The 26,654-nt window shown below is 69.2% G+C and carries 25 protein-coding genes; 9 read left to right on the top strand and 16 right to left on the bottom strand.

Going from position 1 to position 26,654, the window contains the following annotated elements:
* Positions 1–12: 12 nt before the first annotated feature.
* From BMY35_RS30845 to BMY35_RS30830, 4 genes are read left to right on the top strand one after another with little or no spacing between them, the layout of a single operon-like run.
* Complete coding sequence (locus tag BMY35_RS30845) at positions 13–1,083, top strand: glycosyltransferase (RefSeq protein WP_093206814.1); 1,071 nt, start codon at positions 13–15, stop codon at positions 1,081–1,083.
* On the top strand, positions 1,080–2,393 hold the full coding sequence (locus BMY35_RS30840; protein ID WP_256230098.1) for a glycoside hydrolase 5 family protein: 1,314 nt from the start codon (positions 1,080–1,082) through the stop codon (positions 2,391–2,393). Before BMY35_RS30845 ends, BMY35_RS30840 begins: the two co-directional genes overlap by 4 nt.
* A gap of 5 nt (positions 2,394–2,398) precedes the next feature.
* The gene (locus BMY35_RS30835; protein WP_093206813.1) at positions 2,399–3,634 is read left to right on the top strand and encodes a lipopolysaccharide biosynthesis protein; all 1,236 of its coding nucleotides are present in this window, start codon (positions 2,399–2,401) and stop codon (positions 3,632–3,634) included.
* Between the two features lie 33 nt (positions 3,635–3,667).
* Positions 3,668–4,348: a phytanoyl-CoA dioxygenase family protein gene (locus tag BMY35_RS30830; protein WP_093206812.1), complete on the top strand. Its 681-nt coding sequence runs from the start codon at positions 3,668–3,670 to the stop codon at positions 4,346–4,348.
* 12 nt (positions 4,349–4,360) lie between these two features.
* Here BMY35_RS30830 and BMY35_RS30825 read toward each other — a convergent pair whose 3' ends face one another.
* The 4 genes from BMY35_RS30825 to BMY35_RS30815 are packed head-to-tail and all read right to left on the bottom strand — an operon-like array spanning position 4,361 to position 6,882.
* Positions 4,361–5,176: a hypothetical protein gene (locus tag BMY35_RS30825; RefSeq protein WP_093206811.1), complete on the bottom strand. Its 816-nt coding sequence runs from the start codon at positions 5,174–5,176 to the stop codon at positions 4,361–4,363.
* A gap of 36 nt (positions 5,177–5,212) precedes the next feature.
* Positions 5,213–5,752, bottom strand: a complete 540-nt coding sequence (locus BMY35_RS30820) for an alpha/beta hydrolase (RefSeq protein ID WP_256230095.1) — start codon at positions 5,750–5,752, stop codon at positions 5,213–5,215.
* Positions 5,753–5,779: 27 nt separating this feature from the next.
* Positions 5,780–5,914, bottom strand: a complete 135-nt coding sequence (locus tag BMY35_RS38925) for a hypothetical protein (RefSeq protein ID WP_256230093.1) — start codon at positions 5,912–5,914, stop codon at positions 5,780–5,782.
* A 32-nt stretch (positions 5,915–5,946) separates the two neighbouring features.
* Positions 5,947–6,882 (bottom strand): DMT family transporter, encoded by a 936-nt coding sequence (locus BMY35_RS30815; protein ID WP_093206810.1) that lies wholly within the window; start codon positions 6,880–6,882, stop codon positions 5,947–5,949.
* 117 nt (positions 6,883–6,999) lie between these two features.
* On the opposite strand from BMY35_RS30815, the gene BMY35_RS30810 reads away from it, so the two are divergent.
* Positions 7,000–7,965 carry a LysR family transcriptional regulator gene (locus BMY35_RS30810; RefSeq protein ID WP_093206809.1) on the top strand — a complete coding sequence of 322 codons (966 nt, stop codon included), beginning with the start codon at positions 7,000–7,002 and terminating at the stop codon, positions 7,963–7,965.
* On the opposite strand, the gene BMY35_RS30805 is transcribed toward BMY35_RS30810, so the two are convergent.
* Both BMY35_RS30805 and alr read right to left on the bottom strand, forming a co-directional pair.
* The gene (locus tag BMY35_RS30805; RefSeq protein ID WP_093206808.1) at positions 7,919–8,680 is read right to left on the bottom strand and encodes a hypothetical protein; all 762 of its coding nucleotides are present in this window, start codon (positions 8,678–8,680) and stop codon (positions 7,919–7,921) included. The two genes, BMY35_RS30810 and BMY35_RS30805, sit on opposite strands and share 47 nt — an antisense overlap.
* Before the next feature lie 4 nt (positions 8,681–8,684).
* Positions 8,685–9,785 (bottom strand): alanine racemase, encoded by a 1,101-nt coding sequence (alr, locus tag BMY35_RS30800; RefSeq protein WP_093206807.1) that lies wholly within the window; start codon positions 9,783–9,785, stop codon positions 8,685–8,687.
* 182 nt (positions 9,786–9,967) lie between these two features.
* Between alr and lplT the strand changes: the two genes are divergently transcribed.
* The 3 genes from lplT to BMY35_RS30785 all read left to right on the top strand — a co-directional run bounded on the left by lplT (position 9,968) and on the right by BMY35_RS30785 (position 12,777).
* On the top strand, positions 9,968–11,272 hold the full coding sequence (lplT, locus tag BMY35_RS30795; RefSeq protein WP_093206806.1) for a lysophospholipid transporter LplT: 1,305 nt from the start codon (positions 9,968–9,970) through the stop codon (positions 11,270–11,272).
* Between the two features lie 111 nt (positions 11,273–11,383).
* Entirely contained in the window at positions 11,384–12,277 is an 894-nt protein-coding gene (locus BMY35_RS30790) for a DMT family transporter (RefSeq protein ID WP_093206805.1), read from the top strand.
* Between the two features lie 11 nt (positions 12,278–12,288).
* A complete protein-coding gene (locus BMY35_RS30785) occupies positions 12,289–12,777 on the top strand; it encodes a glutathione peroxidase (RefSeq protein WP_093206804.1) in 489 nt (162 codons plus the stop codon).
* A 19-nt stretch (positions 12,778–12,796) separates the two neighbouring features.
* Here BMY35_RS30785 and BMY35_RS30780 read toward each other — a convergent pair whose 3' ends face one another.
* The 9 genes from BMY35_RS30780 to BMY35_RS30740 all read right to left on the bottom strand — a co-directional run bounded on the left by BMY35_RS30780 (position 12,797) and on the right by BMY35_RS30740 (position 22,122).
* Positions 12,797–13,237, bottom strand: coding sequence for a hypothetical protein (locus BMY35_RS30780; protein ID WP_093206803.1), 441 nt, complete (start codon positions 13,235–13,237; stop codon positions 12,797–12,799).
* Between the two features lie 101 nt (positions 13,238–13,338).
* Entirely contained in the window at positions 13,339–14,580 is a 1,242-nt protein-coding gene (glcF, locus tag BMY35_RS30775; RefSeq protein ID WP_093206802.1) for a glycolate oxidase subunit GlcF, read from the bottom strand.
* 16 nt (positions 14,581–14,596) lie between these two features.
* A complete protein-coding gene (gene glcE / locus BMY35_RS30770; RefSeq protein ID WP_093206801.1) occupies positions 14,597–15,712 on the bottom strand; it encodes a glycolate oxidase subunit GlcE in 1,116 nt (371 codons plus the stop codon).
* A gap of 5 nt (positions 15,713–15,717) precedes the next feature.
* Positions 15,718–17,220, bottom strand: coding sequence for an FAD-linked oxidase C-terminal domain-containing protein (locus BMY35_RS30765; RefSeq protein WP_093206800.1), 1,503 nt, complete (start codon positions 17,218–17,220; stop codon positions 15,718–15,720).
* A 123-nt stretch (positions 17,221–17,343) separates the two neighbouring features.
* A complete protein-coding gene (locus BMY35_RS30760; RefSeq protein ID WP_093206799.1) occupies positions 17,344–18,228 on the bottom strand; it encodes a LysR substrate-binding domain-containing protein in 885 nt (294 codons plus the stop codon).
* Positions 18,229–18,248: 20 nt separating this feature from the next.
* Complete coding sequence (locus BMY35_RS30755) at positions 18,249–19,181, bottom strand: SMP-30/gluconolactonase/LRE family protein (RefSeq protein WP_093206798.1); 933 nt, start codon at positions 19,179–19,181, stop codon at positions 18,249–18,251.
* 190 nt (positions 19,182–19,371) lie between these two features.
* On the bottom strand, positions 19,372–20,808 hold the full coding sequence (locus tag BMY35_RS30750) for an ammonium transporter (protein ID WP_093206797.1): 1,437 nt from the start codon (positions 20,806–20,808) through the stop codon (positions 19,372–19,374).
* A 29-nt stretch (positions 20,809–20,837) separates the two neighbouring features.
* Positions 20,838–21,176: a P-II family nitrogen regulator gene (glnK, locus tag BMY35_RS30745; protein WP_093206796.1), complete on the bottom strand. Its 339-nt coding sequence runs from the start codon at positions 21,174–21,176 to the stop codon at positions 20,838–20,840.
* A 67-nt stretch (positions 21,177–21,243) separates the two neighbouring features.
* Entirely contained in the window at positions 21,244–22,122 is an 879-nt protein-coding gene (locus tag BMY35_RS30740) for a TorF family putative porin (RefSeq protein ID WP_093206795.1), read from the bottom strand.
* Between the two features lie 214 nt (positions 22,123–22,336).
* Here BMY35_RS30740 and BMY35_RS30735 point away from each other — a divergent pair, with 214 nt between their 5' ends.
* Positions 22,337–23,881, top strand: a complete 1,545-nt coding sequence (locus tag BMY35_RS30735; protein WP_093206794.1) for a YifB family Mg chelatase-like AAA ATPase — start codon at positions 22,337–22,339, stop codon at positions 23,879–23,881.
* Between the two features lie 86 nt (positions 23,882–23,967).
* On the opposite strand, the gene BMY35_RS30730 is transcribed toward BMY35_RS30735, so the two are convergent.
* The gene (locus BMY35_RS30730) at positions 23,968–26,574 is read right to left on the bottom strand and encodes a hypothetical protein (RefSeq protein WP_093206793.1); all 2,607 of its coding nucleotides are present in this window, start codon (positions 26,572–26,574) and stop codon (positions 23,968–23,970) included.
* Positions 26,575–26,654: the final 80 nt, after the last annotated feature.

Here is a 26,654-nt window from a genome sequence, read left to right as displayed (position 1 = left end):
GGAGTGAATTCCATGAAAGTCCTGCACGTCGCGGAAACGCTCAAGGGCGGACTGGAGACCTATCTCCGGATCGTCTCGAACTTCCAGCGGAACTCGCCGGAAATCAGCCAGGTGAAGTTCATCCTGCCCGGCAACGTCGACTGGCTGAACCCCGAAAGCGCCCACGTGGTGCCCACCGCGCGCAGCCCGCTGTCGCTGGTGGGCTACGCCGCGCGCGTGAAGAAGATCATCGAGACGGAGCGCCCCTCGGTGCTGCACCTGCACAGCTCGATCGCGGGCGGCATCGTGCGCTCGATGGCGCTGCTCGGCCAGATACCCAGCGAGGTGAAGATCGTCTACTGCTCCCACGGCTGGGCCTTCGACCAGGCGGCGTCGCGCTACAAGAAGTCGGCCTACCGCTGGATCGAGCGGCTGCTGTCCTCGCGCAGCGACGCCATCATCTGCATCAGCCGCCACGAGGTGCGGATCGCGTCGAAGTCGGGCATCCGGCGGTGCACCTGCATTCCCAACGGGATCGACTCCGTGAGCCCCGCGCCGGCGCGCCTGCCGCTTCGCGACGGCGAAGCCGGGCCGCGCACGATCCTCTTCGTCGGCCGGCTCGACCGGCAGAAGGGCATCGACCTCCTGCTCGATGCCTACGCCAGGGTCAGGCCCGACTTCAGGCTGATCGTGGTCGGCGACTCGGTGCGCAAGGACCTCCAGCTCGCGCAGCCCGCGCGGGTGGAGTTCAAGGGCTGGCTCGAGAAGGACGCGCTCGACGCGGTCTACCAGTCCTGCGACGCCATCATCGTTCCGTCGCGCTGGGAAGGCTTCGGCCTCGTCGCCGTCGAGGCGATGGCCAGGAGCAAGCCCGTGTTCGCATCCGCCGTGGGCGGCCTAGTCGACATCGTCGAGAACGACCGCAGCGGCCGGCTCTTCGAGCTGGACCACATCGACCAGATGCTGCGCGAGATCGACCGCATGCCCGAACTGGCCCTGCGGCAGATGGGGCAGACGGGGCGAAGGATCTTCGAGGAGAAGTTCACCTCTCAGCGCATGAACACCGCCATCGTCGACCTGTACAAGGAATCGGTGCTGCCATGAAGACCGCCATGACCTCCAGGACTTCCGGCCCTCTTTCCCGCAGGCTCGCCGGATGGCTCGGCGCCCTGCTCGTCGCTGCCACGGCGGTCACCGCGACCGGGCCGGCCGCCGCACGGGGCATCGGCACGCTGAGCTCGGAGTACCCGGTCGCGCTGAGCGTGCAGATCGACCCGGCGACCATCACCGACGACGACCTGCGCGAGATCCGCGCGTCCGGTTTCGAGTTCGTGCGCTTCGGCGTGCGGCCTCCGCTGAAGAGCGTCAACCCCACGCTGATCGACTACCCGAAGCTCATCCAGCGCGTGCGCAAGGCCAGGCTCGACGCCATCGTGACGCTGTTCGGCGGCAAGGAGATCTGGGGCCACGAGCCCGGCGACCTGCGCCGCGGCCCCGGCAATGCCAGCAAGGAAAGCCTGTTCGCCGACTTCGCGGGCGACTTCATCAAGGCGCATTCGGCCGACGTCGCCGTCTGGGAAGTCTGGAACGAGCCGGACCTCAAGACCTTCCTGCGGCCCGAACTGGTCCCGGAGTTCGGCGCGGCCTCGTCGGCGCTTTGCAGCAAGCTGGAGCAGCAGCAGATCCGGCCGAACATCATCATCGGATTCGGCTTCGCGAAGCTGCCCTTCGTCGGCGGCAGCAACGGCAAGGTGCCTCCCGAGCTGGAAGACGCCTTCGTCTCGGCCGCCAAGAGCGACTGCCTGACGGACATCTCGATCCATCCCTACCGCTCGGTGCCCGAGACGGCGCTGGCCGACTACGAGAAGCTGCGCGTGCAGCTCGACCGCCGCCAGCTGAACAAGACCGGCATCGTCGCCTCTGAATGGGGCTATGCCTCGTACATGCCGGTGCGCAACCAGGGCGCGCAGGCCGCGCTGGTCTTCCGGGAATACCTCATCAACGTAGCCGCGGGCATCAAGCTGCTGAACCTCTATTCGTGGCGCGACCGCGGCGACTCCTACTTCTCGAAGGAAGACAACTTCGGCCTCAAGTCGAAGGGCGGCGAGAAGAAGGAGGCCTACTCGGCGCTCACCGAATTCCTCAAGATCGTCCGGCACTCGCAGAAGGTGTCGTACCAGGATGCCGGCGGCACGAGCCGGCTGGTGCTGCGCCGCGGCCAGTCCCTGCTGAACGTGGTGTGGACGCAGGGCGGCGAGAAGACCGTGTCGGTCCCCGCCGGCGCGAACGGCAGCAAGTGCACGCGCGTCGACTTCTTTCCCCAGATGCGCGAAGGCAGCTGCGGCAGCCGCTCGGGCGAGGGGTTCACCGTCAAGGCGACGTCAAGTCCCGTATTGCTTTCGATATCGGACTAGGTGGAATGAAACGTCTGTCCGGTCTGGCAAGGCGCCTCGGTGGTCCGGTCTTCGCCGTTGCCGACCAGTGCATCTACAGCGCGAGCCAGCTGCTGCTGAGCTTCGCCCTCGCGCGCGTGCTCTCTCCCTCCGATTTCGGCGTGGCCTCCGCCTTCCTGGCGGTGGTCAGCTTCCAGTACATCCTGCACATGGCGATGGTGCACGAGCCCCTGCTCATCAGGCGCTACTACGTCGACCGGTCCACCGCGTGGCTGGCGTGGGCGCTGGTGGTCCTGTTCTCCCTGCTCGGCTACCTGGCCTGGCAGATAGCGGCCTTTCCGGGGCAGCTGCAATGGGTGGGCGCGGCCCTCATCGTGGGCTACGAGATCTTCTGGATCTCGCGCAGCCTGCTGCTCGCGGGGCGGCGCTACGGCGTGCTGTGCGTATCAGGCGCGCTCATCGCGGCGGGCTATGTCGTCGTGCTGAACGCCGAGAGGCCGGCGAGCTGGAAGGAAGCCCTGCTGCTGGTTTCCGTTCTCCAGATCCCGTTTCTCTTCCTCGTGCTGCGCAACGTGAGGAACACGGTTCAACCGCTGCCGGCAGCCAGGGACGCGCAGGGCCTGACGGTCGGCGAATCGATGGCCTACGGCTGGAAGGCCAGCCTCTCGCAGTTCATGAGCTGGATCATGACGGGCGGCGCCATCCTGCTGCTGGGCTCCTCGGCCGATGCCGAGCAGGGCGGCCTGCTCAAGATCTACATCACCTTCCTGCTGCCCATGCAGTACGTGCTGTCGGCGCTGGGCTACTACCTGCTGCCGCAGCTGGCGGCCAACTGGAAGTCGGCACAGGAGGCGCAAAGGAAGAAGTCCTTCCGCGACTTCGCCGGCTTCGTGCTGCTGGGCTTCGTGGTCGCCGAGGCCGTGGGCGTGGTGCTGGGCCTGCTGGGCCCTCGCCTCGTCGTGCTGGCCTTCGGCGCGAACTACAGGGGAATGGATTTCTCGCCCTTCTTCTACGCGCCCGCGATCTTCGGCCTGACGATGTGCCTGCGCACCGGCTTCAGGGCGGCCTCGCGGCCCGGCGCCCTGCTGCTGTGCTCGGTGATCGGCGCGGTGGTGTTCGCCGTCGCGATGCTCGCGGCGGGCACGCCCGTCTCCTACATCCAGACCGTCCACGCCATGACGTGGGGCTTTGCCTGCATGGCCGCACTGATGATCGCCTGGCTGTTCTTCCTGATGCGGGCGAACGGGGAGCAACGCGCCTGAACCCGGTAGGGACCGGCGCTGGAGGAGATCCTTATGAGCAACCCACTGCTTCGCGGCGTGAGCTTCGACGAGCGCCTCCGGTTCCTGCGGGATGGCGTCGTGTGCCTGCGCGGGATCGTCTCGCCCGGGTGGATAGAGCTGGCGCGCGACGGCATCGAGCAGCGGCACGACGGCGTGCTGCAGCGCGTGGTGTCCGAATCGGGCGCCAGCGAGATCGCCGGGCAGCTCACCGTGACGCGGCGGCTGCGCTGGATCTGCGACCAACTGCTCTTCGACAAGGACGTGAGCGCCGCGACCACGACGCCCTGGCACCAGGACATGTCCTACGGCCTGGCGGACAGCCACCGCATCGTCCACCTGTGGATGCCCGTGGACCACATGCCGCGCGAGACCGCGCCGGAAGTGGTGCGCGGCTCCCACCTCTGGAAGACGGGCTACCGGCGAGCCGGCTGGATCGGTCCGGCGGACGACGAGGCGCAGGCCCCCGAGCTGCCCGACATCGAGGCCAACCGAGGCGCCTTCGACATCGTGGGCTACGAGGTGGACCCGGGCGACGTCGTGGCCTTCAACCACCGCTCGCTGCACCACGCCGGCCCCGTCATGAGCTTCGGCGAGAAGCATCGGGCCTTCGCAATCCTGTGCGCCGACGACGAGCTGCTGGCGATGAGGCAGCCGAGCCGCCAGCCGGCTGCCGAGGCGTTTCGCGCGGCGTAGCCGGGGACTGGCCTACCAGAACTTTTCGGGCGTGGCCGCGAGCGTCTCCGTGCAGCGCGCGACAGCCTTGGCGCGCTCCTCGCGCAGCCGCTGCCAGTTGTCGGCCTGCCATTCGTTCCAGGCGACCGGCTCCGACTGATAAAAGCATGTGGCAGGCGGACGCATGAAGCCCGCGCGGCCAAGCTCGGCGCCGAACTTCAGGCGGAACAGCTCGTCAGAGCCCGTGAGGTTCTCGTAGACCAGATGCCAGGACCCCGGAAGCAGCGGCGTGTCGGCCACCGCCTGTACCTTGCGCGCTTCCTCGATCTCCTCGGGCGTGGAGCCGTCCGTCAGGGCCGTCGCGTACGCGGCCTCGGCGCGCTTGCGGTAGATGCCGGTGGCGACCTTGCTGAGCGCGTCGACCAACTCGCTCATGGCGGGGTTGGCGCCCGCCGGATCGTCCTTGAGCGCCTCGAGCGTGGTGCCGCCGAGATCGTCCTTCGAGAACCCCTGCGCGCCGACGCTCACGCGGCCCGCGATCGCCGTCAGCGCGATGTTCAGGGCGACCTGCCCCGCGATGTTGTTCATCGTGTTTTCGCGGCGGACCACGCGAAGCTGTTCGATGCCGGGCTTGTACATGCCCCGGCTGAAGCGCACGCGGGTCTGCGGCGTCACCGGCTCGACCACCGCGACAGGTGCGGCGGGCGCATCGGCGGCGGCTTCCGCGGATTGTTGTTGCACCGCCGGTGCCGGCGCATCGGGCTCGGCGTGCGCCGCGAAGCCGGCGACAGCCAGCGCAATGCCACATGCGCGCCAGGCGGCGCGCCTTCCTTGCTTGTTCGAGATCATGTGAACGTAATTCCTCCCGGCGCGGATTCTCTCCGGCTAAGAGGCCAACGTTCCCAGCACCGCGTCGAGCACCCGCTCATGGTCCCGCGGATGGGACTGGAGCCAGTCGTGCAGCTTGTGCCCCGCTCCCTCGAGCCGCACGACCTCGACCGACTTCGCCCTGCAGGCCCGGTTTTCGTACTGGTCGAGGACCTGCGTGGGAATCACTGCGTCCGCCGTTCCGTACACCAGCAGCAGCCGGCCTTCGAAGCCTTCGAGCGCCGTGAAGGCCGGTGAGCTCGCATAGTCGGCGGTCGAGCGCAGGATGGCCTGGAAGCTCGGGCCGAAGGGCGCGTCCTGCGCCTGGGCCACGTAGGCGGCCGGGCAGAAGAGCACCAGCGCGGGCGGCTGCAGCCGTTCGATCAGGGAGCACGCGATGTGGCCGCCCATGCTCGTACCTATCAGCGACAGCGCACGCCCCGGCGCCACATGGCCGGCCACGGCCAGCGCCTGCGCCACTCGCTCACTCAGGCGGGAACCCTCGACCTGCCCGGTGCTTTCTCCATGGCCGGAGAAGTCGAAGGACGCGCTGGCCACGCCGCTATGCGCGAGCCCCGCAAGAAGTTACTGGATGCCGCGCCGCGAGGACTGGCCGCCGCCGTGCAGCGCCAGCACGCGAGGCGCATCGCCCGCCGGGTTGCCCGTGATCGTGCCGCGCAGCGCTTGGGCACCCGCGGAAACGGAAAAGTCGTCGTTCATCGCACGAGCATGACACGGCGGACGCGCTCCTCTCAGGCTGTGTCGCCCGCAACAGCGCGGCCCGAGCCCTCCCTCGCCGGCATCGTCACCCACCACGCCGCGCCCACGATCAGCAAGCCCCCTGCCCAGCCCCACGGCCCGATGCGCTCGCCGAAGCCGTACGCCGCGATCAGCGCGCCGAACACCGGCTCGCTGCCCATCAGCAGCGACACGCGGCTCGGGCTCGAACGCGAGGCCGCATGGTTCTGCGCGAAGAAAGCGAAGACGGTGCACAGCAGCACGAGGTACGCCATGCCCCACCAGAAAGAGGCCGTGGCGGGCGGCATGTGCCAGGCACCGCCGGCCGGCGAGGCGATGAGCGAGAGCACCGCCGCGCCGAGCGCCATCACGCCCGACTGCACGGCCGTGAGCGTCAGCGCCGGCATCGCGTGATGCCCGGCGAGGCGCCGCGTCATGCAGACCATCACTGCGCGCAGGAAGGCCGCGATCACCATCAGGCCGTCGCCCCAGCCCACCGAAAGCTCGGCGGGCGATGTGGCCGAGAGCATGGCCGCGCCCAGCGCCGACAGGCCGGCCGCCCAGAACATGCGCCGCGCCGGCCGCTGGCCCAGCAGCCACCATTCGACGAAGGGCGTGAGAGCGACGCACAGGCTGATGAGGAAGGCGGCGTTGCTGGCCGTGGTGAGCGATACGCCGAAGGTCTCGCAGACGAAGATCGCCAGCAGGTTCGCTCCGAGCAGGCCGCCGACCGCGAGGCCCTGGCGCCACCCCGCGCCGAACAGCGGCTTCAGCGCGGGCAGCAGCACGACGAAGGTGAGGCCGAAGCGCAGAGCGATGAACTCCAGCACGGGCAGCTGCTGCGTCGCCTGCTTGGCCACCGCGTAGCTGCCGCCCCACACCGCCGCCACCAGCAGCAGCATCACTTCGGCAAGGCCGACGCCCGCCGGCTTCTTCGTCTTTGAATCCATACTCCGCTTCCGCCGTCCGTGAACATTTCCGAAAACCCGACGCATCCATCGGGCAGGAAATTGTTCCGGGCATCACCCGGGCCGCACAGCCGTCGGCCGGAACAGGACTATTGCGTCGTGGGAACGAATTCATTTCTCAAGGTGCTGCCGGAGATGGTGACCTTCGTGCGGGTCGCCGAGCTGGGCAGCTTCTCGGCCGCGGCCGACCTGCTGGGCATGACGCCGTCGGCGGCGAGCCGGCAGGTGAAGCGACTCGAAAAGGAGATCGGCGTGCAGCTGCTGCAGCGCACCACGCGCCAGCTGCGGCTGACCGAGCCCGGCGCCGAGGCCTTCGCGCGCTGCCGCGAGCTGGTGCTGGCGGCGCAGGGCGCGATGGAGATCGGCGAGCAGTTCGCGGCCGGGCCCAGCGGGCTGGTGCGCATCAGCGCGCCCAAGGCCTTTGCGCGGCGCGTACTGCATGCGCACGTCCTCGAGTTCCTGCGGCGCTATCCCGAAGTGGATGTGCAGCTGATCGTGGCCGACCGCGACGTCGATCCGATCCGCGAAGGCGTCGACCTGGTGGTGCGGCTGACGACGAAGCCACCCGAGGGGCTGGTGGCGCGGCAGCTGATGCCGGTGGAGCACATCCTCTGCGCGTCGCCGCGCTACCTGGAGCAGCACGCCGCCATCGCGCACCCGGGCGACCTCGCGGCGCACAGCTGCCTTTCACTGGGCGAGCACGAGCGCGACAACCATTGGCGGTTCAGGAAGAAGGAAGAGGGAGAAAAAGAGGAGACGGAAGTCATCGTGCGCGGCCGCTACGTCTCGAACCACAGCGAGGTGCGGCTCGAAGGCGCGCTCGCCGACCTGGGCGTGGCCGTGGTGCCGGCCTTCGTCGCGCAGGAGGCGCTGGACGCGGGAAGCCTCGTGCGCGTGCTGCCCGGCTGGGAGTACCGCGGCAACTACCAGGGGCACGCGTACATCCTGTACCCGCCCAACCGCTTCATGGCGCCCAAGTGCAGGGCGCTGGTCGATCACCTGCTCGGCGCGCTCGGCGTCAGTGCTTCTTCATCAGGACGCGCACGGCCTCGGGCAGGGAATTGACCTGCGGCATGAAGTGGTCGAGCAGCGCGCCCAGCGCCACCGCGCAGATCACCGCGCCCAGCAGCGGCTTCCAGGTGAGCCGCACCGCGGCCATGAGCCAGCCCTCGCGCGCAACGCGCACCGCCGCGCGCGCCGACACGTAGGAGAACGCGATCTCGATGGCCACGGCCAGCAGCGCGTCCCAGCTGAAGTACAGCAGCACGAGCGAGCCCGCGCCGAACAGGACGGCCGCGCAGATGAGGAAGATGGCGATCACCGGAACGACGACGACCGCGCCCTCGTCCGCGCCGCCGGCCACGTCGAGCGCGCCGCTGGCGATATCCGAGAGGCCGCTGCCGCCACCATCGCCCGAGGCCTCGCCGATGCTCGTGTGGCCGTGCGAGCCGCCGCTGCTGCCGCCGCGTCCGCCGCCGAACTCGAAGTCGGGCGCGTCGACGTTCAGGTCGAACCCGCGCTCCTCGACCAGCCGCTTCGCCCACCAGCGCAGCACCAGCAGGTAGCCGAGGTAGCCCGCGCCCAGCGTGAGGAAGTAGCGCACCGCCAGTGAATCCACGTGCAGCAGGTGCATCTGCAGCGCGGAGACGCCCCACATCAGCAGCAGCGTGAAGCTGCCGATCAGGATGCCGTGCGTGCGCAGCCTGTACTTGCGGTGGAGCTCGCGCTCCACCTGTGTTTCCCACAGGCGCACGGAGCGCCAGTTGGAAAGGACCTTCACGGCTTCAGGCGGGTTCCGGCTCGGCGAAGGGCACGCGCGGGGCCACCGCGCACATGAGTTCGTAGCCGATGGTGCCCCCTGCCCGCGCGACCTCGTCGATGGGCAGCACGGCACCGGTCTTCTCCGATTTGCCCCACAGCGTGACCTCGCTGCCGAACTTTGCGTCGGGCACGCCGGTGAGGTCGACGGTGATCATGTCCATGCTCACGCGCCCGACCATGCGGGTGCGCACGCCGTTCACCAGCACCGGCGTGCCGGTGCCGCAGTGGCGCGGATAGCCGTCGGCATAGCCGACCGCCGCCACGCCGATGGTGAGCGGGCCCTCGGCCGTGAAGTTGGAGCCGTAGCCGACGGTGTCGCCGGCGGCCAGCGTCTGCACCGAGAGCAGCTTCGTCGACAGCGTCATGGTGGGCTGCAGCTGCCAGTGCGCCGAATCGTGCTCGGGAAAGTCGGGCGCGACGCCGTACAGCATGACGCCGGGGCGCACCCAGTCGCCGCGCGTGCGGTCGGGGTGGCGCAGCGTGGCGGCGCTGTTGGCGATGGAGCGCTCGCCCGGCAGGTCGCGGGTGGCGCGCTCGAAGGCCTCGAGCTGGTGGGCGATGCCGCGGTCACCGTCGGCGTCGCTGAAGTGGGTCATGAGGGAGATCTCGTCGACCTGCGTGAGCGCGTTGAGGCGGGTCCAGGCGGAGCCGAAGCGCTCGGGCGTGAAGCCCAGGCGGTTCATGCCGGAGTTCATCTTGAGGAACACGCGCTGCGGCTTCAGGGTCTTGTGGGCGGCGAGCATGTCGATCTGCTCGTCGCAGTGCACGGTGTGCCAGAGGTCGAGGCGCGAGCACAGCTCCAGGTCGCGTGCCTCGAAAACGCCTTCCAGCAGCAGCACCGGGCCGCGCCAGCCGAGGGCGCGCACGCGTTCGGCCTCGGCCAGGTCGAGCAGCGCGAAGCCGTCGGCACCGCGCAAACCCTCATAGACCCGCTCTATTCCATGACCGTAGGCATTGGCCTTGACGACGGCCCAGACGCGGGCTTCGAGGGCCGAACGGCGCGCCCGCTCCAGGTTGTGGCGCAGGGCTTCGGTGTGGACGGTGGCGAGGATGGGGCGCGGCATGGGGGTCTTCGGGAAGGGCTCGGGGAGAATGCAGACCACGTTTTAGCATCTTCGGGAATGGGGTCGAACACGGTGGGGATGCAGGATTCGATGTCGCACCCCCGTGCTATAACCGCCCATTCGCCCTTGCGGCGACACTTTTTCACTACCGCCAGCAGACCCTCTGGCCAGCCAGCCCATCGATGAAGCGCGGTTTCTACACGATCATGTCGGCCCAGTTCTTTTCGTCACTGGCCGACCAAGCGCTTTTCGTTGTTGCGGTCGACCTGATGCGAAGTTCCGGCGCGCCCGAGTGGCAGCGCGCGGCTCTGGTGCCCATCTTCGCGGTCTTCTACGTGGTGCTCGCCCCGCTGGTGGGCGCCTTCGCCGACGCCCTGCCCAAGGGCAAGGTGATGTTCATCAGCAATGCCATCAAGATAGTGGGCTGCGTGATGATGCTGTTCGGCTCGCACCCGCTGCTGTCCTATTCGATCGTGGGGCTGGGCGCGGCGGCCTACTCGCCGGCCAAGTACGGCATCCTGACCGAGCTGCTGCCGGCGTCGCAGCTGGTCAAGGCCAACGGCTGGATCGAGGGCCTGACCATCGCTTCGATCCTGCTGGGCATCGTGCTCGGCGGCACGCTGGTGGGGCATGCCGTCTCCAGCAAGCTGCTGGCCTTCGACCTCCCGCTCATCGACACCGGCATCGACACCCCTGCCGATGCCGCGCTCGCGGTGCTGATCTTCGTCTACATGCTGGCGGCCTGGTTCAACACGCGCATCCCGCACACCGGCGTCGAGATGCGTCCGCTGCGCTCCAACCCCGAGCAGGGCCTGGCGCGCAACATCGCCGCGCTGCTGCCCGACTTCTGGCACTGCAACGCCCGCCTGTGGCGCGACCGCCTCGGCCAGATCTCGCTGGCCACGACCACCCTCTTCTGGGGCGCGGGCGGCAACCTCAAGTACATCGTGCTGGCCTGGGCCTCGCTGGCGCTGGGCTACAACACCACGCAGGCCTCGGCGCTGACGGGCGTGGTGACCATCGGCACCGCCGTGGGCGCCATCGTCGCCTCGATGCGCATGCGGCTGGACATGGCCACGCGCGTGATCCCCATGGGCATCGCGATGGGCCTGATGGTGATCTGCATGAACCTCATCGGCAACGTGTGGCTGGCGGTTCCGTTCCTGATCCTGCTGGGCGGCCTGGGCGGCTTCCTGGTGGTGCCGATGAACGCGCTGCTGCAGCACCGCGGCCACAACCTGATGGGCGCGGGCCGTTCCATCGCGGTGCAGAACTTCAACGAGCAGGCCTGCATCCTCCTGCTCGGCGGCTTCTACAGCGTGTGCACCGGCCTGGGCCTCTCGGCCTACGGCGCGATCACCGCCTTCGGCCTCGTGGTGGCCGGCTGCATGTGGATCATCAAGCGCTGGCACGAGAACAACCTCAAGAAGTATCCCGAGGAAGTCGAGCACCTGCTGGCCATCGCCCGCAGCGATAAACATCATTGACCTCCCCCAGGCTGCGCGCACTTCGTGTCGCTGCGCCAACCCCCTCGCCGGGGGCGGCACCGGAGGCCCGGCAAAGCCGGTTCCTCGGTGCCCCACGAAAATTCCACCACCATGCCAGCACTCGCCCTGCTACTGAACGCCTTCGTCTGGGGCGTGTCCTGGTTTCCCTTCCGCCAGATCGCGGGCCACGGGCTGCATCCGCTGTGGACCACCTGCCTGATCTACCTGGCCATCGCCGTCCCGATGGGCGTGCTGCGCCGGCATGCGTGGAAAGGCTTCGCGGCCTTCCCGATGCTGGTGGTGCTGGGCCTGGCGGCCGGCTTCACCAACGTGGGCTTCAACTGGGCCGTGACGCAGGGCGACGTGGTGCGCGTGGTGCTGCTGTTCTACCTGATGCCCCTGTGGAGCGTGCTGCTGGCCTGGCTGCTGCTCGGCGAGCGGCCCACCGGCGGCGCGCTGGCGCGCGTGGCGCTCGCGCTGACCGGCGTGGCGGTGGTGCTGAAGGCGCCCGGCACCGACTGGCCGGTGCCCTCGAGCCTGCCCGACTGGCTGGGCATGGCCGCGGGCTTCGGCTTCGCCGTCACCAACATCGCGCTGCGCCACCTGCGGCAGGCGCCGGGCGAATCGCGCGCGCTGGCGATGTTCTGCGGCTGCGCCTTCGTGGCCGGCGTCGCGGCGCTCGGCGGCACCGCGCTGGGCGCGTTCGATTCGCCGCTGCGCGCCTCGCCGGGCTGGCTGGGCTGGGCCGCGCTGCTGGGCACGGCCTTCGTCTTCGCCAACGTGTGCCTGCAGTACGGCGCGGCGCGGCTCACGGCTTCCGCGACCTCGGTGATCATGCTGTCGGAGGTGCTGTTCGCGAGCGTGTCGTCGGTGGCGCTGGGCGCGGCCGAGATGGACCCGCGCATCCTCATGGGCGGCGCGCTGATCGTGCTCGGCGCCGTCTGGGCGGCGTTTGCGCGAACGCCCGCGCGGCGCGATGATCGCGCCTCTTCTTCTCCCTCCTGAGGAAAAACAGCATGGCCAGCGTCTACGACTTCGAAGCGAACCTGATCGACGGCAAGCCGGTGAAGCTCTCCACCTTCAAGGGCAAGGTGCTGCTGATCGTCAACACCGCCAGCAACTGCGGCTTCACGCCGCAGTTCGCGGGGCTGGAGGCGCTGCACGAGAAGTACGCGGACAAGGGGCTCGCGGTGCTGGGCTTTCCCTCGAACCAGTTCGGCGGGCAGGACCCGGGCACCAACGAGGAGATCGGCGCCTTCTGCACGAAGAACTACGGCGTGAGCTTTCCGATGATGGAGAAGATCGACGTGAACGGCAGCAACGCCGCGCCGCTCTACCAGTGGCTCACGAAGGAAAAGCCCGGCCTGCTCGGCAGCACGGCCATCAAGTGGAACTTCACGAAGTTCCTGGTCGGGCGCGACGGCACGGTGCTCAAGCGCTACGCGCCGCTGGACACGCCGGCCTCGCTCGAGCGCGACGTCGAAGCCGCGCTGGCCGCGGCCTGAACGGCCTGCGGCCGCCTCGTCAGAACCTGAAGTCGGCCGTCTTCGGCCCGCCGCCCACCGTCACGGTCTGGCTCTTCACCGCGCCGCCGGGCGCCGCGACGTCGATCACGTAGCGCCCGTTCGGCACGTCGACCAGGCAGACCGGGCCGCTGGCGCGGAACGCCAGGGCCGCGGCGTTGTTGGCATCGCCGCCCTTGATGGTCACGTCGACGTTCGCCATGTAGGCGCCGTCGGCGCGCGCGAACAGCAGCGCGAGCGGATGTTCCTTCATGGCCGCGCGCATCGCCGTCGATTCGTCGGAGCCGATGCCGCCGCACACGTAGCGCGCCGAGCCGGCGCCCTGCCACGGCGGCATGGCGCCCTGGGCCTGCGCGGCCATCGCACCGCCCGCGCAGACGCAGGCCAGCAGCACGCGGCGCAGCGTGGCGGAGGTGAAGGATGCAGGCAGAAGATGAGACATGGCGCTTTCTCCTTGCAGATTCGGTGCGGCCATGATGCGCCGCGAACCGGCGCCGGGCGAGTCGGACCAACCCCCTCCCCCTTGTCCGACGATGCCTGCGATCAGGCCTTGGGATTCGGCAGCAGCGCCGCGTCCAGCAGCTCGACCCAGTGCCGCACCGGCGTGTCGCCGCTGCCGCTTTGCAGGTGCGTGATGCAGCCGATGTTGGCCGAGGCGATGGTGGTGGGCTGCAGCTGCTTCAGGTGCCCCAGCTTGCGGTCGCGCAGCGGATAGGCCAGCTCGGGCTGCAGCACCGAGTAGGTACCGGCCGAGCCGCAGCACAGGTGCGATTCGTTCATCGCCACGCGCATGTCGAATCCCAGCGCGCGCAGGTGCGTCTCGACGCCGCCGCGCAGCTTCTGGCCGTGCTGCAGCGTGCACGGCGGGTGGTAGGCCACCACGCCGTCGGGCGCCTTCACGCGGGCCTTCAGCGCAGGCACCAGATCGGGCAGCAGCTCGCTCAGGTCGCGCGTGAGTTCGCTGATGCGCGCGGCCTTCAGCGCGTAGGCCGCGTCGTGCTGCAGGATGTGGCCGTACTCGCGCACGGTGACGCCGCAGCCCGATGCATTCATGACGATGGCCTCGACCTCGTTGCGCTCCACGTACGGCCACCACGCGTCGATGTTGGCGCGCATCTGCGCCTTGCCGCCGTCCTGGTCGTTCAGGTGGAACTTCACCGCGCCGCAGCAGCCGGCCTCGGGCGCGATCACCGCCTGGATGCCAGCCGCATCGAGCACGCGCGCGGTGGCGCTGTTGATGTTGGGCATCATCGACGGCTGCACGCAGCCCGCGAGCATCAGCACCTTGCGCGCATGCGTGGCCGCGGGCCATGCGCCGGCCTCCTGCTTCGCGGGCACCTTGGCCTTCAGCGCCTCGGGCAGCAAGCCGCGCACCGACTGGCCGAGCTTCATCGCGGGGCCGAAGAGCGGCGACGGCAGGCCTTCCTTCAGCACCCAGCGCTGCGCCGATTCCATCGCGGGACGCGGCACCTTCTCGTCGACGATCCTGCGACCGATGTCGACCAGGTTGCCGTACTGCACGCCGCTCGGGCAGGTGCTCTCGCAGTTGCGGCAGGTGAGGCAGCGGTCGAGGTGCAGCTGCGTGCTGCGCGTCGGCGCCTTGCCCTCGAGCACCTGCTTGATGAGGTAGATGCGCCCGCGCGGGCCGTCGAGCTCGTCGCCGAGCAGCTGGTAGGTCGGGCAGGTGGCGGTGCAGAAGCCGCAGTGCACGCACTTGCGCAGGATGGCTTCGGCCTCTCGGCCTTCGTCGGTGCCTTTGAATTCGGGGGCGAGCTCGGTTTGCATGTCTCTGTTCTTGTTCTCAGTTGGCGGGCAGCAGGCGGCCGCGATTGAAAAGGCCGTGCGGATCGAACTCGCGCATCAGCGCGCGCTGGATGCGTTCGACGGGCGCGCTCAGCGCATCGAAGCGCGGCACTCCGGCCTGCGGGGCCGAGTCCGGCAGACGGAACAGCGTGGCGTGGCCACCCGCCGCGCGTGCGATCTCGCGGATGCGCGCGGCCTCCGAGGGAGGCGCCTTGTACCAGCGCTGGCCGCCGTGCCATTCGATCAGCGGCGCGGAGCCATCGATGGAAAGCACGGGCGCGGTCTGCGGCACCGACACGCGCCAGAGCGCGTCGGGCCCATTGCCGGTGGCGAACCACGGCAGCTGCTGGTCTCGCAGCGATTGCCAGTCGGCAGCGGCGCGCGCGTTGTCCTTGCGCTCGCCGCCCAGGTGCTCGCATGCGGCTTCCACTGCCGCCACGGCACCGCGCAGCCGCAGGTAGAGCGCGCCCGCGCCGGCGTATTCGAACCAGCAGCTCGCGTTCAGCGGCAACGGCCTTCCGCCCCATTCGTTGAGCAGCCGCAGCGCGTCGGCCTGGCCGCACGCGAACTCGAGCGTCGCCTCGGCGGGCGGCACGGGCAGCACCTTGAGACTGACTTCGGCGATCACGCCCAGCGTGCCGAGCGAACCGGCAAGCACGCGCGAGACGTCGTAGCCCGCGACGTTCTTCATCACCTGCCCGCCGAAACTCAGCACCTCGCCACGACCGTTGACCAGTGTGGCGCCGAGCATGTAGTCGCGCACCGAGCCGACGCTGGCGCGCGCCGGGCCGCTCAGCCCGGCGGCGACCATGCCGCCCACCGTGCCACCGCTGCCGAAGCACGGCGGCTCGAAGGGCAGGCATTGGCCCTTCTCGGCGAGCGCCGCTTCGAGTTCGGCCAGCGGCGTGCCCGCGCGCACGGTGACGACCAGCTCGCTCGGCTCGTAGCTCGTGATGCCGGCGAGCGGCCGCATGTCGAGCAGTTCGCCCTGCGGCAGCTCGCCATAGAAACCCTTGGTGCCGCCGCCGCGGATGCACAGCGGCGTGGCGTCCGCGGCTGCCGCGCGGATGCGCTCGACGACCTGGTGAAGTGCGTTGTCGTTGTTGTTTTCCATTGCCATCAGAACCTCGGCAGATCCGGATGCGGCAGCCTGCCGCCGCGCACCACCTGCTTGCCGTACTCGGCGCAGCGCTGAAGCGTGGGAATCACCTTGCCGGGGTTGAGCATGCCCTCGGGGTCGAAGGCGCGCTTCACGCCGAACATCTGCTCGTTCTCGGCGGCGGTGAACTGCACGCACATGCTGTTGAGCTTCTCCACGCCCACGCCGTGCTCGCCCGAGACGGTGCCGCCCATCGCGACGCTGGTCTCGAGGATGTCGGCGCCGAAGAGTTCGCAGCGGTGCAGCTCGTCGGGGTCGTTGGCGTCGAACAGCACCAGCGGGTGCAGGTTGCCGTCGCCCGCGTGGAACACGTTGCAGCAGCGCAGGTCGTACTTCTTCTCCATCTCCTGGATGGCCAGCAGGATGTCGGCCAGCCGCTTGCGCGGGATGGTGGAGTCGAGGCACATGTAGTCGGGGCTGATGCGGCCCGAGGCGGGAAAGGCGTTCTTGCGCCCGCTCCAGAACTTCATGCGCTCCTCTTCGCTGCTGCTCACCGCGATGGCGGTGGCGCCGGAGGAGCGCAGCACGTCGGTCATGCGGCCGATCTCCTCTTCCACCTCCTCGGGCGTGCCGTCGGATTCGCACAGCAGGATGGCGGCGGCGTCGAGGTCGTAGCCCGCGCGCACGAAGTCTTCGACCGCGGCGGTCATGGGCTTGTCCATCATCTCCAGCCCCGCCGGGATGATGCCGGCCGCGATCACCGCGGCCACCGCGTCGCCGGCCTTCCGCACGTCGTCGAAGCTGGCCATGATGCAGCGCGCGAGCTGCGGCTTGGGCACCAGCTTGACGGTGACCTCGGTGGTCACAGCCAGCATGCCCTCGCTGCCGATGACCAGCGCGAGCAGGTCGAGCCCCGGCGCGTCGAGCGCCTCGCCGCCGAACTCGATGGGCTCGCCCTCGGCCGTGAAGCCGCGCACGCGCATCACGTTGTGCAGCGTGAGGCCGTACTTCAGGCAGTGCACGCCGCCCGAGTTCTCGGCCACGTTGCCGCCGATGGTGCAGGCGATCTGGCTCGACGGATCTGGCGCGTAGTAGAGGTTGAAGGGCGCCGCAGCCTCGCTGATGGCGAGGTTGCGCACGCCGCACTGCACCACGGCCGTGCGGCTCACCGGATCGATCTTCAGGATGCGGTTGAACTTGGCGAGCGACATCGTCACGCCCATGGTGTGCGGCATGGCGCCGCCCGAGAGCCCGGTGCCCGCGCCGCGCGCCACCACGGGCACGCCGAGCTGGTGGCAGGTCTTGAGCACGGCGGCCACCTGCGCCTCGGTCTCGGGCAGGGCCACCACCAGCGGGCGGGCGCGGTAGGCGGTGAGGCCGTCGCACTCGTAGGGGGTGGTGTCCTCGTCGTGCCAGATCAGCGCGTGGGCCGGCAGGTGCGCCTGCAGCGCGCGCACTATCTGCGACTGGCGCTCCGTTTTCTGTAGCGAATCGTGTTGCGTGGGAGTCAGCGGCGCGTTCATGCGGCGGCCTCTTTTCTTTCTTGCTCGCGGGATGTCTCGTGTTTACCGCACTCTACGGACATTCCGCCCGCCCCGGGTTGATGGATTTTTGCCGGGTGCTTGAAAGAACTTCGCGAGCCCGGCTCAGCGCAGGCTCTGCCCCAGCCAGTCGGCGAAGGCCGCGCACTCCCAGCGCTCCAGCGTGCCGGGCTGCCAGCAGATGTAGTGCCGGTGCGGCGAAGGCACGGCCTGGTCGGACAGCGCCACCAGCCGCCCCGATTCGAACCACTCCGCGCCCAGCTTCTGCCGCACCAGCGCCACGCCGAAGCCGCTGGCGGCAGCGTCGTACATGAGCCCCAGGTCGTTGAACTGCGAGCCGATGGCGGGCTCGGGCTGATCGATGCCGCAGCTCGCGAACCAGGTGCCCCAGGGCTCGAGCGGGCTGCGGATCAGCCGCGCGGCGGCGATCTCGGCCGCGCTTCGGAAACCGGTGAAGGGGCCGAACTCGTTGAGGTAGCTCGGGCTGCAGGCGGGCACCACCTGTTCCTCGATCAGCAGCCGGTGCTCGCAGTCGGCATAGCCGCCGGGGCCGTAGCGCACCTCCAGGTCGGCCTGCTCGGCCGTCACGTCGAGCAGCGGGATCGACACCTGCAGCACGAACTCGATGTCGGGGTAGATGTTGCGGAACAGCTCCAGCCTCGGCATGAGGAACTGCCGGCTGAAGGTGGGCGTGACCGCGACACGCAGGCGCGTGGCGCGCTGCGCGGCGCTGCCGCCGAGCGGTGTCGCCTGCAGCGCGGCGAGCCCCGTGCGCACGTTCGCGAGATAGGCCGCGCCATCGGCCGTGAGGCTGAAGTCGCCGCGGCCGAAGAGCTTGAAGCCGACGTGCGATTCGAGTTGCCGGATGCGGTGGCTCACGGCGCTGGGCGTGACGCACAGCTCGTCGGCCGCGCGGCCCGCGTGGCGCAGACGCGCCACTGCCTCGAAGGTCAGCAGGCACTGGATCGGCGGAATGTGCTGCAGGGCCATGCGCGCCCGAAGGTCCGATCTCAGTCCGCGAAGAAGTTGACGGGCAGGCCGGGCGTATCGACCCGCATCGAGATCACCGTGCCCGAGGCGGGCCGCTGCGCGATCTCGGCGGCGGGCCTGCCCTTGCGGCCGCTGGTGACGAACAGCGTCTTCAGGTCGTCGCCGCCGAAGCAGGGCATGGTCGGGCACTGCACGGGCACGGGGACCGAGGCCACGATCTCGCCCGAGGGTGCGAAGCGCAGCAGCTGCGCGCCCTCGAACATGGCAACCCAGTAGTGGCCCTGCGCATCGACGGTGGCGCCGTCGGGGCGGCCCTGGTAGCCCAGCGGCGCGTCGACGCTCCAGCCTTCGGGCTTGGCCTCGAACTGGTGGAACACGCGGGCGTGCGAGAGCGAGTTGGCCTCGGCGTCCCAGTCCCACGCGCACACCACGTGCGCCGCGGTATCGGCCCAGTAGAGGGTGCGGGCGTCGGGCGAGAAGGCGAGGCCGTTGGCCGTGGTGGACTCGTTGGCCATCTGCGAGAGCGTGGGCGAGACATCGGTGTCGGGGCGCGCGTCGAAGCAGTAGAGCGCGGCATTGGCGCGGTCTTTCGCCTCGTTGAGCGAGCCGCCCCAGAAGCGGCCCAGCGGGTCGCACTTGCCGTCGTTGAAGCGCATGGTGCGCACGTCGTGCTCCACGCGCGCCATGGCGACCAGCTCGCCGCCCCATTCGCGCGCGCGGTAGATGCCGTCGCGCAGCGCGATCACGAGGCCGCCGCTGCGCGCGGGCGCCATGCAGCCGGGTTCGGTGGGCAGGGGCCAGCGCTCGACCTTCGCTCCCGGCGATCCGATCTCGCCGCGTGTGCGCAGCACGGCACGGCCTGGAATGTCGAGCCAGTAGAGCGATCGCTCTTCGGGATGCCAGAACGGCGATTCGCCGAGCTCGCAGAGGCTGTCTTCGATGGAGGTCCACATGGTGTCGCGATTGTGCTCCCGGCCATCGCGGCGATGGGCAAAAAAAAGCCCGCTGGCGCCGGAGCGCTCGCGGGCTGAACATCCAAAGGAGACCTCGCTTGAAAAACTCGTTACGGAGAATTCTTCTTGTAAGTGGTGGTGGTCATTCATTCGATGGCGGGCTGCCCGAAGGCAGGCCCGCCAAGGCAGATCAGCGGTTGTAAGCCGTTTCGCCGTGGGAGGAGATGTCGAGGCCTTCGCGCTCTTCTTCTTCCGACACACGCAGGCCGAGGGTCAGGTCGGCGATCTTGTAGGCGATGAAGGCAACCACGCCGGACCACACGATCGTGAGCAGCACGCTCTTGATCTGGATCCAGACCTGTGCGCCCATCGCGAAGGTGTCGGGGGTCGCGCCGCCGGTGCCGCCCAGGCCCTTGGCAGCGAACACGCCGGTCAGGATGGCACCCAGGATGCCGCCCACCCCATGCACGCCGAACACGTCGAACGCGTCGTCGGCGCCGAGCATGCGCTTGAGGCCACCCACGCCCCACAGGCAGACCAGGCCGGCCAGCAGGCCCAGCACGATCGAACCCATCGGGCCGACGAAGCCGGCTGCGGGCGTGACGGCCACCAGGCCGGCGACTGCACCGGATGCGGCACCCAGCATCGAGGCCTTGCCCTTGTGCAGGCTCTCGCCCAGGATCCACGACAGGGCCGCGGCGGCGGTGGCGAGCACCGTGTTCACGAAGGCCAGGCCGGCGACGGCGTTGGCTGCACCAGCGGAGCCGGCGTTGAAGCCGAACCAGCCGACCCACAGCAGCGATGCGCCGACCATGGTGAGCGTGAGCGAGTGAGGCGTGAAGGCTTCCTTGCCGTAGCCGACGCGCTTGCCGACCATGTAGGCGCCGACCAGGCCGGCCACACCGGCGTTGATGTGCACCACGGTGCCGCCGGCGAAGTCCAGCGCGCCGTCCTTGCCCAGCAGGCCGCCGCCCCAAACGATGTGGGCGATCGGCACGTAGCTGAACGTGAACCACAGCACCGAGAACAGCAGCACGGCCGAGAACTTGGCGCGTTCCGCGAAGGCGCCGACGATCAGCGCCACGGTGATGGCCGCGAAGGTGCCCTGGAAGGCGACGAACACGTATTCGGGAATCGTGGTCAGCGCGCCGAAGGTCTCCTGCGTGATGCCCTTCATGAAGATCTTGTCGAATCCTCCGAAGAAGTTGCCGTCACCCGAGAAGGCCAGGCTGTAGCCGTAGACGGCCCACAGGATGCTGATCAGCGAGAAGATCACGAAGACCTGCATCAGCACCGACAGCATGTTCTTCGAGCGGCCCAGGCCGCCATAGAACAGCGCGAGGCCGGGGATGGTCATCAGGATCACGAGAAGGGTCGAAGTCAGCATCCAGGCGGTGTCGCCGGAATCGATCTTCGGAGCGGGGGCCGCGGGTGCGGCGGCGGGAGCAGCCTCGGCGGCGGCCGGAGCCGCTGCCGCAGGGGCCGCTGCCGGAGCGGGCGCGGCGGCAGCCGGTGCCGACGCGGCCGGAGCCTCGGGCGTTGCCGCGGCGGGGGTTTGCGCGAAGCCGGTGGTACCGGCGGCCAGCACGCTCAAGCCGAGCGCAAGAGAGACAAGCAGTTTTTTCATAGTCGTTGTTCTTTCGGGCCAGGACTCGATCAGAGGGCTTCGCGGCCCGTTTCGCCGGTGCGGATGCGAACGACCTGTTCGAGGTTGTAGACGAAGATCTTGCCGTCGCCGATCTTGCCGGTGCGTGCGGCGCTCTCGACCGCTTCGATCACGCGATCGACGAGGTCGTCGGAGACGGCCGCCTCGATCTTGACCTTGGGCAGGAAGTCGACCACGTACTCCGCGCCGCGGTAGAGCTCGGTGTGGCCCTTCTGGCGGCCGAAGCCCTTCACCTCGGTGACGGTGATCCCCTGCACGCCGATGGCCGACAGTGCTTCGCGCACCTCGTCGAGCTTGAACGGTTTGATGATGGCTGTGACCAGCTTCATGAGTTTTCTCCTTCGGATGGAAATGAAGTGGCGCGGCAGCTTGGGCCGCGCCTCGTTGTAGTGCGGATTACAGAGTCTTCGTCAGCGTGACGATGAAGCGTGCCTTGTTCGGCGAGTAGTAGGTCGTGCCGAAGGTGCCGAAGCCGTAGTCGACGCCCGGGTTGCTCACCGCGAGGTACGAGTTCTTCTTGTTGGCGCCCTGGATCGAGCCGGTCAGCGACAGGCCGTTGCCGAAGTCGTAGCTCGCGCCGATGTTGTAGTCGACGTAGCTCTTGTAGCCCAGGCTGCGGATGTCGCTGGACATGTTCGTGTAGCCGACGGCCGCCTTCAGCGTGACCTTGGGCACGATCTCCTTGCTGTACGACAGGTTCAGGTAGCCGGTGTTGGTGCCCTTCAGGCCCGAGCCGGCCTTGTTGCCGGCGTAGCCGAAGTAGTCCTTCGACACCGTGTGCGAGTACTTGGCGGTGAACGAGCCGAAGGTCTCGTTGGCGTAGGTGCCCGCGACGTACAGCTCGGTGGTGTTGCCGGCGGAGTTGCCCGGGTAGATGTAGGTGAGCGCACCGACGTCCATGTCCAGCGGGCCGGCCTTGAACTTGTAGCCGCCGTACACGTCCATCTCGATGCTGTTGCCCTTGAGCCAGTTGACGCTGGAGTTCCAGTTGCCCACGTAGAAGCCGCTGTCGCCGAAGGCGTAGTCCAGTCCGCCCTGGATGGCGGGCTTGAAGCCCTTGGTCTTGGCGTAGTCGTTCTTGCCGATCATGTCCTGGTCCTGGCCACGGAACTTGTAGTTCGTGGTGATCGACACATTGCCGGTCAGGTTCGGGGCGGGAGCTGCCGCAGGCGCTGCTGCGGCGTCGGTCGTTGCAGTCTGCGCCAGGGCCGCGCCGGACGCGGTCAATGCGGTGGCCAGAACGATCAGCGCCTGGGCGGCGGTACGGTGCGTCATCAGGGAACTCCTCGCAAGTGTGTTGTTGGACCGGAGGGCTCAAAGCAGGGAGCGTGCCAAAGTGCACGAATCCCTGCCCTTGCGACCGCGTCCACGCTGCGGGTGAGCGCCAAATCGTTACAACCCCTGTTGCGAGTGGTTGCAGATGGACGGTGCGCCGCACCACCGCGGGAATGCCCACAACGGGTGCACCATCTTGGGGAGAGGGAGAGAAATGGGACTGTCTTTGGTGCAGAGCCGCGCCTTGCTGGGTCTTGAAGCGGCCAGTGTCACGGTAGAGGTGCATCTTGCGAACGGTTTGCCCAGCTTCACGCTGGTCGGGCTGGTCGAAACCGAGGTCAAGGAGGCGCGCGAGCGGGTCCGCTCGGCGCTGCAGAACGCGGGGCTGGAGTTCCCCAACAACAAGCGCATCACAGTGAACCTGGCGCCGGCCGACCTGCCCAAGGACTCCGGGCGCTTCGACCTGCCCATCGCGCTGGGCATCCTCGCGGCCAGCGGACAGATAGACAACGCCCGGCTCGCCGGCCACGAGTTCGCCGGGGAGCTGTCTCTATCCGGCGAGCTCAGGCCCGTTCGCGGTGCCCTGGCCATGGCGCTGGCGCTGCACACGCGCGGCGTCGCGACGCGGCTGGTGCTGCCGCTTGAAAGTGCACAGGAGGCCGCGCTGGTACCGGGCGGCGAGGTGTATGGGGCCAGGCACCTGCTGGACGTGGTCCGCCAGTTCGTGGCGGGCGACGATGCCGCTTCCCAGCTGCCCGACGGCCCGGACGACGGCTGGGCGCGCATCCAGGCCGAGCCCGACACGGCCGTGCCCCGATACGCCGACCTGTCCGAAGTGAAAGGGCACACGGGCGTCAAGCGCGTGCTCGAGATCGCGGCGGCGGGCGGCCACAGCCTGCTGATGGTGGGCGAACCCGGCTCGGGCAAGTCGATGCTCGCCCAGCGCTTCGCGGGGCTGCTGCCCGCGATGCACATCGACGAAGCACTGGAAAGCGCCGCGGTTGCCAGCCTCGGCGGGCGCTTCGCGACGGAAAGGTGGATGAGCAGGCCGACCTGCTCTCCGCACCACACGGCGAGCGCCGTGGCGCTGGTCGGCGGGGGCTCCCCGCCCCGCCCCGGGGAAATCTCGCGCGCGCACCACGGCGTGCTCTTCCTCGACGAATTCCCCGAGTTCGCCCGCTCCGCGCTGGAAGCACTGCGCGAGCCGCTGGAGACGGGCACGATCACCATCGCCCGCGCCGCGCGGCGCGCAGAGTTCCCGGCGCGCTTCCAGCTCGTCGCAGCCATGAACCCCTGCCCCTGCGGCTACCTGGGCTCGTCATCGAGGCCCTGCCGCTGCACGCCGGAGCAAGTCTCGCGCTACCAGGGCAAGCTCAGCGGCCCGCTGCTGGACCGCATCGACCTGCACATCGAAGTGCCCCCGGTGTCGGCCCAGTTGCTGCTCGACTCACCTGCGGGCGAGTCGACCGACAGCATCCGCGAGCGCGTCGTCGCCGCGCGCGAACGAGCGATGCGGCGCCAGGGCCATGCCAACCAGTCGCTGCACGGCGCGGCCATCGATCGTCACGCGACGCTGGACGACGCGGCTCGCGGGTTCATGTTCAACGCGGCGGCCAAGCTCGGCTGGTCCGCGCGCAGCACGCACCGGGCGCTGAAGGTGGCTCGCACCATCGCCGACCTGGATGCATCTGAGGCGGTACAGGTCGGGCATCTGGCGGAGGCGGTGCAGTACCGCAGGGCGTTGCGCGGCGCGGCCTGAGCGACGGGGCGCCGGGACGACCGTTGTCGCCTGCGCAGGAGGCGCGCAAGGCGCGAGGAAAGCCGCGGCTCGTGCTGCTGTCGTCATCAGTTCACGAGAGCATCTATCCAGCGCGCCGCATAGGTCCCGCCCTGCTCGAAGTAGTGCGTGTGCGCGCCGATGCCCACGCACACGTCGCGCTCGGGCCCGGTCATCGGCGCGAAGGCCGGCGCCGGATTCCACAGCGTCGCGTGGCCACCCACGGTGTCGATCGCCGGCGGCGGATCGCACCACAGCCAGCGCCCCACGTAGTCGCCGGTGGTGTACAGGTTGACCCAGCGGTTCACGCCGACATCGGAGGCCAGCGGGCCGCTGCTGCCCGGCGCCGTGGTCCTGCCCACCCACGCATAGAGAAGCGGGAAGCGCTGGGCGTACAGCTGGCGCAGCGGGCAGCCCGCCGTCAGCAGATGGATCCTTCCCTGCAGCTGCGGCCACAGCCGCGTGACGCGGTCGTCGATGCCCGCGTCGGCCTGCCATTGGGCGCGGTGCTGCAGGTAGCGCAGCAGTTCCGCGGAGATCACCGTACCCTGGCTGTGGGCCACGATCACGATGCGGTCGTACTTCTGCGCCGCGATGTGCTCGAGCAGCGCCACGTAGCGCGAGAAGATGCGCGCTCGCGGAATGGCGTGGCGCGGGAACTCGCGGAAATGGTTGTCGACGTCGAGCACCACGTCGAGCGGCAGCCGCAGCCACGGCACGTAGCGCGAGAGCACGCCGCCGAAGGCAGAGAGCGCGGCCGCCGCGGTGGCCGCGCTGAGCACCAGCGGCTTGAGCACGAGCTCCGACACCGGCCCGAACCATTCGAAGATCTCTCCGCCGACCAGGTCCTTCGGCAGGATGCCGCAGCGCGCCAGCAGCAGGATCACGCCGACGACGGCGGCGACGATCACGCTCATCGCCGCCAGCCCGGTGACGACGGCTTCCAGGCGCCGATAGCCGCCGCTGAGCCAGCGACCGAGGTTCTGCGCCGTTCCCAGCCCGTTCCTGATTTCCGCGAGCACGCTGGGCACCAGCACCACGATCATGTACAGCAGCAGCGCCAGCGTCAGACCGGCGGCGAGCACGAAGGTCTCCGTGCTGCGGAGGTAGCGCAGGTGCAGGAATGTCGAGCCCTTGGGGAAGCAGCCCGTGCCGACGTCGAAGATGAGCGGGCAGTAGGAGGTGTCCGCGGCGCCGAACTCCACCAGCGTGGTGAGCAGGGCCCAGATGGCCATCGACAGCGCCACGAACGAAGCCATCGACACCATCAGCCCGAGCCGCCCGGTCGCCACGCTGCCGTGCGCGGCGGCGCCGTCGCGCGCCGCCATCTGCCCGAAGACGAACCAGAGCAGGAACGGGACCACAGCGGCGGCCCACCAGACCACGATGCCGAACAGCATGTACTCGAATGCGCGCAGCCCGCCGCGCACCCAGCTGTGCAGGTCGGCCCGCCCGCCGGAGGCGAGCACTTCCGCGACCACGTGGCCCAGCAGCGCCAGCGCCGTGACCGCCAGGAAGACGAGCCCCACCGCGCGCATCGCTGGAAAGCGGGCGGCCGCCACGCGCAGCACGTAGTCGAACAGCAGCGCGAGCAACGCCAGGCAGCCCAGGCCCACCACCCAATGCGCCGGCACGGCGTGCAGCAGCACGGCCGCAAGGGCCGCGAAGACGGCGGCCGCGAGCCGGCTGGAGGGCCGCGCGGCATGGCGGTAGCAGTACCACCAGGCCGCGAGCGTCGGCACCGCCACGGCCAGCACGGTGCGCAGCACGGCCGTGTGCGGCTCGGCCACGCCCCACGCGACGACCAGCAGCCCGATCAGCAGCAGTTGCGAGAACAGGTTGGCCAGCAGGTTCGAGAAGGCCCAGTCCAGGCCTCTCTGCAGGTTGGTCAGCCAGTGCCAGCGCCGGGGCGGCTGCCTGTCGGGCTGCCGCCGGCCGGCGTCGGCGCTGGCGCGATCCACCGCGTCGCGCCCCAGCAGCGACAGGCGGAAAACCACCGTGAAGAGCTCGGTGACGATGCGCGGCAGCGCACCGGACAGGCGCGACAGGTCGGCCCAGTACATCTCGTGCACGTCCACCTGCTGTTGCCGGTGCTGCTGCGGCGCCGTGCCCGCGCCGGATGCGGTGCGGGTCATCCGGATGCGGGTGGCCTCGTAGGTGTCGTTGTCCGCGCCCTTCCACTTCGAGAGCAGGTAGTCGCTGAAGGCGATGCCCGCATCGGCCTCGATCATGTTCCTCGGCGTGGGCGCCCGGGTTCCCGCCGGCGCGGGTGCGCCGCCGCCGGGCACGACCACGGGCGCCGACGGCGCGCTGCTCCCGACGACCCATTCCTCGCGCTGGAAATCCGACCGGGTCGACTGCTCGAAGGCCTTGCCCAGCGAGTCAGGCGCCTGGCTGGACGGCTGCACCTTCCGGACCGAACCCCGGGGCAGCGGCTTCGCCGAACGGTTGCCCGCCATCGCCTTCAGCGGCGGCACGGCCATGATGAAGCTGTCGCAATCGCCCTGGCTGTAGCGCACCTGCGCGCTGCCTGCATTGACCATCAGCGAGGCGATGGCGCGCGCGGTGTCGCCGGACTTCTGGTCCGCGACGCCGTGGATGGCGATCACCGCCACGCGCTCGGGAGGGCGCTGGCGCTGCGCGTCAGGCTGCGGTTCGGATGTGGTTTCGCTCATGCTGCGGCTCCTGCGTACCGGTTGCCGGCTGGCGGCAGTGGTGGCGGACATCCGCGGGAGACATGCAGAAGAGCCTCACG

The sequence above is a fragment of the Variovorax sp. YR750 genome (assembly GCF_900109805.1).
In the GTDB taxonomy this organism is placed as follows: domain Bacteria; phylum Pseudomonadota; class Gammaproteobacteria; order Burkholderiales; family Burkholderiaceae_C; genus Variovorax; species Variovorax gossypii.
Note: the sequence above shows the minus strand (reverse complement) of the source record. Positions and strands in the feature narration are given on the sequence as shown.

Excerpts from the sequence above, each read along its gene's own strand:
- BMY35_RS30845 (WP_093206814.1), top strand. The coding sequence starts at position 13 with ATGAAAGTCCTGCACGTCGCGGAAACGCTCAAGGGCGGACTGGAGACC.
- BMY35_RS30840 (WP_256230098.1), top strand. The coding sequence starts at position 1,080 with ATGAAGACCGCCATGACCTCCAGGACTTCCGGCCCTCTTTCCCGCAGG.
- BMY35_RS30835 (WP_093206813.1), top strand. The coding sequence starts at position 2,399 with ATGAAACGTCTGTCCGGTCTGGCAAGGCGCCTCGGTGGTCCGGTCTTC.
- BMY35_RS30830 (WP_093206812.1), top strand. The coding sequence starts at position 3,668 with ATGAGCAACCCACTGCTTCGCGGCGTGAGCTTCGACGAGCGCCTCCGG.
- BMY35_RS30825 (WP_093206811.1), bottom strand. The coding sequence starts at position 5,176 with ATGATCTCGAACAAGCAAGGAAGGCGCGCCGCCTGGCGCGCATGTGGC.
- BMY35_RS38925 (WP_256230093.1), bottom strand. The coding sequence starts at position 5,914 with ATGAACGACGACTTTTCCGTTTCCGCGGGTGCCCAAGCGCTGCGCGGC.
- BMY35_RS30815 (WP_093206810.1), bottom strand. The coding sequence starts at position 6,882 with ATGGATTCAAAGACGAAGAAGCCGGCGGGCGTCGGCCTTGCCGAAGTG.
- alr (WP_093206807.1), bottom strand. The coding sequence starts at position 9,785 with ATGCCGCGCCCCATCCTCGCCACCGTCCACACCGAAGCCCTGCGCCAC.
- lplT (WP_093206806.1), top strand. The coding sequence starts at position 9,968 with ATGAAGCGCGGTTTCTACACGATCATGTCGGCCCAGTTCTTTTCGTCA.
- BMY35_RS30790 (WP_093206805.1), top strand. The coding sequence starts at position 11,384 with ATGCCAGCACTCGCCCTGCTACTGAACGCCTTCGTCTGGGGCGTGTCC.
- BMY35_RS30785 (WP_093206804.1), top strand. The coding sequence starts at position 12,289 with ATGGCCAGCGTCTACGACTTCGAAGCGAACCTGATCGACGGCAAGCCG.
- BMY35_RS30780 (WP_093206803.1), bottom strand. The coding sequence starts at position 13,237 with ATGTCTCATCTTCTGCCTGCATCCTTCACCTCCGCCACGCTGCGCCGC.
- glcF (WP_093206802.1), bottom strand. The coding sequence starts at position 14,580 with ATGCAAACCGAGCTCGCCCCCGAATTCAAAGGCACCGACGAAGGCCGA.
- glcE (WP_093206801.1), bottom strand. The coding sequence starts at position 15,712 with ATGGAAAACAACAACGACAACGCACTTCACCAGGTCGTCGAGCGCATC.
- BMY35_RS30765 (WP_093206800.1), bottom strand. The coding sequence starts at position 17,220 with ATGAACGCGCCGCTGACTCCCACGCAACACGATTCGCTACAGAAAACG.
- BMY35_RS30760 (WP_093206799.1), bottom strand. The coding sequence starts at position 18,228 with ATGGCCCTGCAGCACATTCCGCCGATCCAGTGCCTGCTGACCTTCGAG.
- BMY35_RS30755 (WP_093206798.1), bottom strand. The coding sequence starts at position 19,181 with ATGTGGACCTCCATCGAAGACAGCCTCTGCGAGCTCGGCGAATCGCCG.
- BMY35_RS30750 (WP_093206797.1), bottom strand. The coding sequence starts at position 20,808 with ATGAAAAAACTGCTTGTCTCTCTTGCGCTCGGCTTGAGCGTGCTGGCC.
- glnK (WP_093206796.1), bottom strand. The coding sequence starts at position 21,176 with ATGAAGCTGGTCACAGCCATCATCAAACCGTTCAAGCTCGACGAGGTG.
- BMY35_RS30740 (WP_093206795.1), bottom strand. The coding sequence starts at position 22,122 with ATGACGCACCGTACCGCCGCCCAGGCGCTGATCGTTCTGGCCACCGCA.
- BMY35_RS30735 (WP_093206794.1), top strand. The coding sequence starts at position 22,337 with ATGGGACTGTCTTTGGTGCAGAGCCGCGCCTTGCTGGGTCTTGAAGCG.
- BMY35_RS30730 (WP_093206793.1), bottom strand. The coding sequence starts at position 26,574 with ATGAGCGAAACCACATCCGAACCGCAGCCTGACGCGCAGCGCCAGCGC.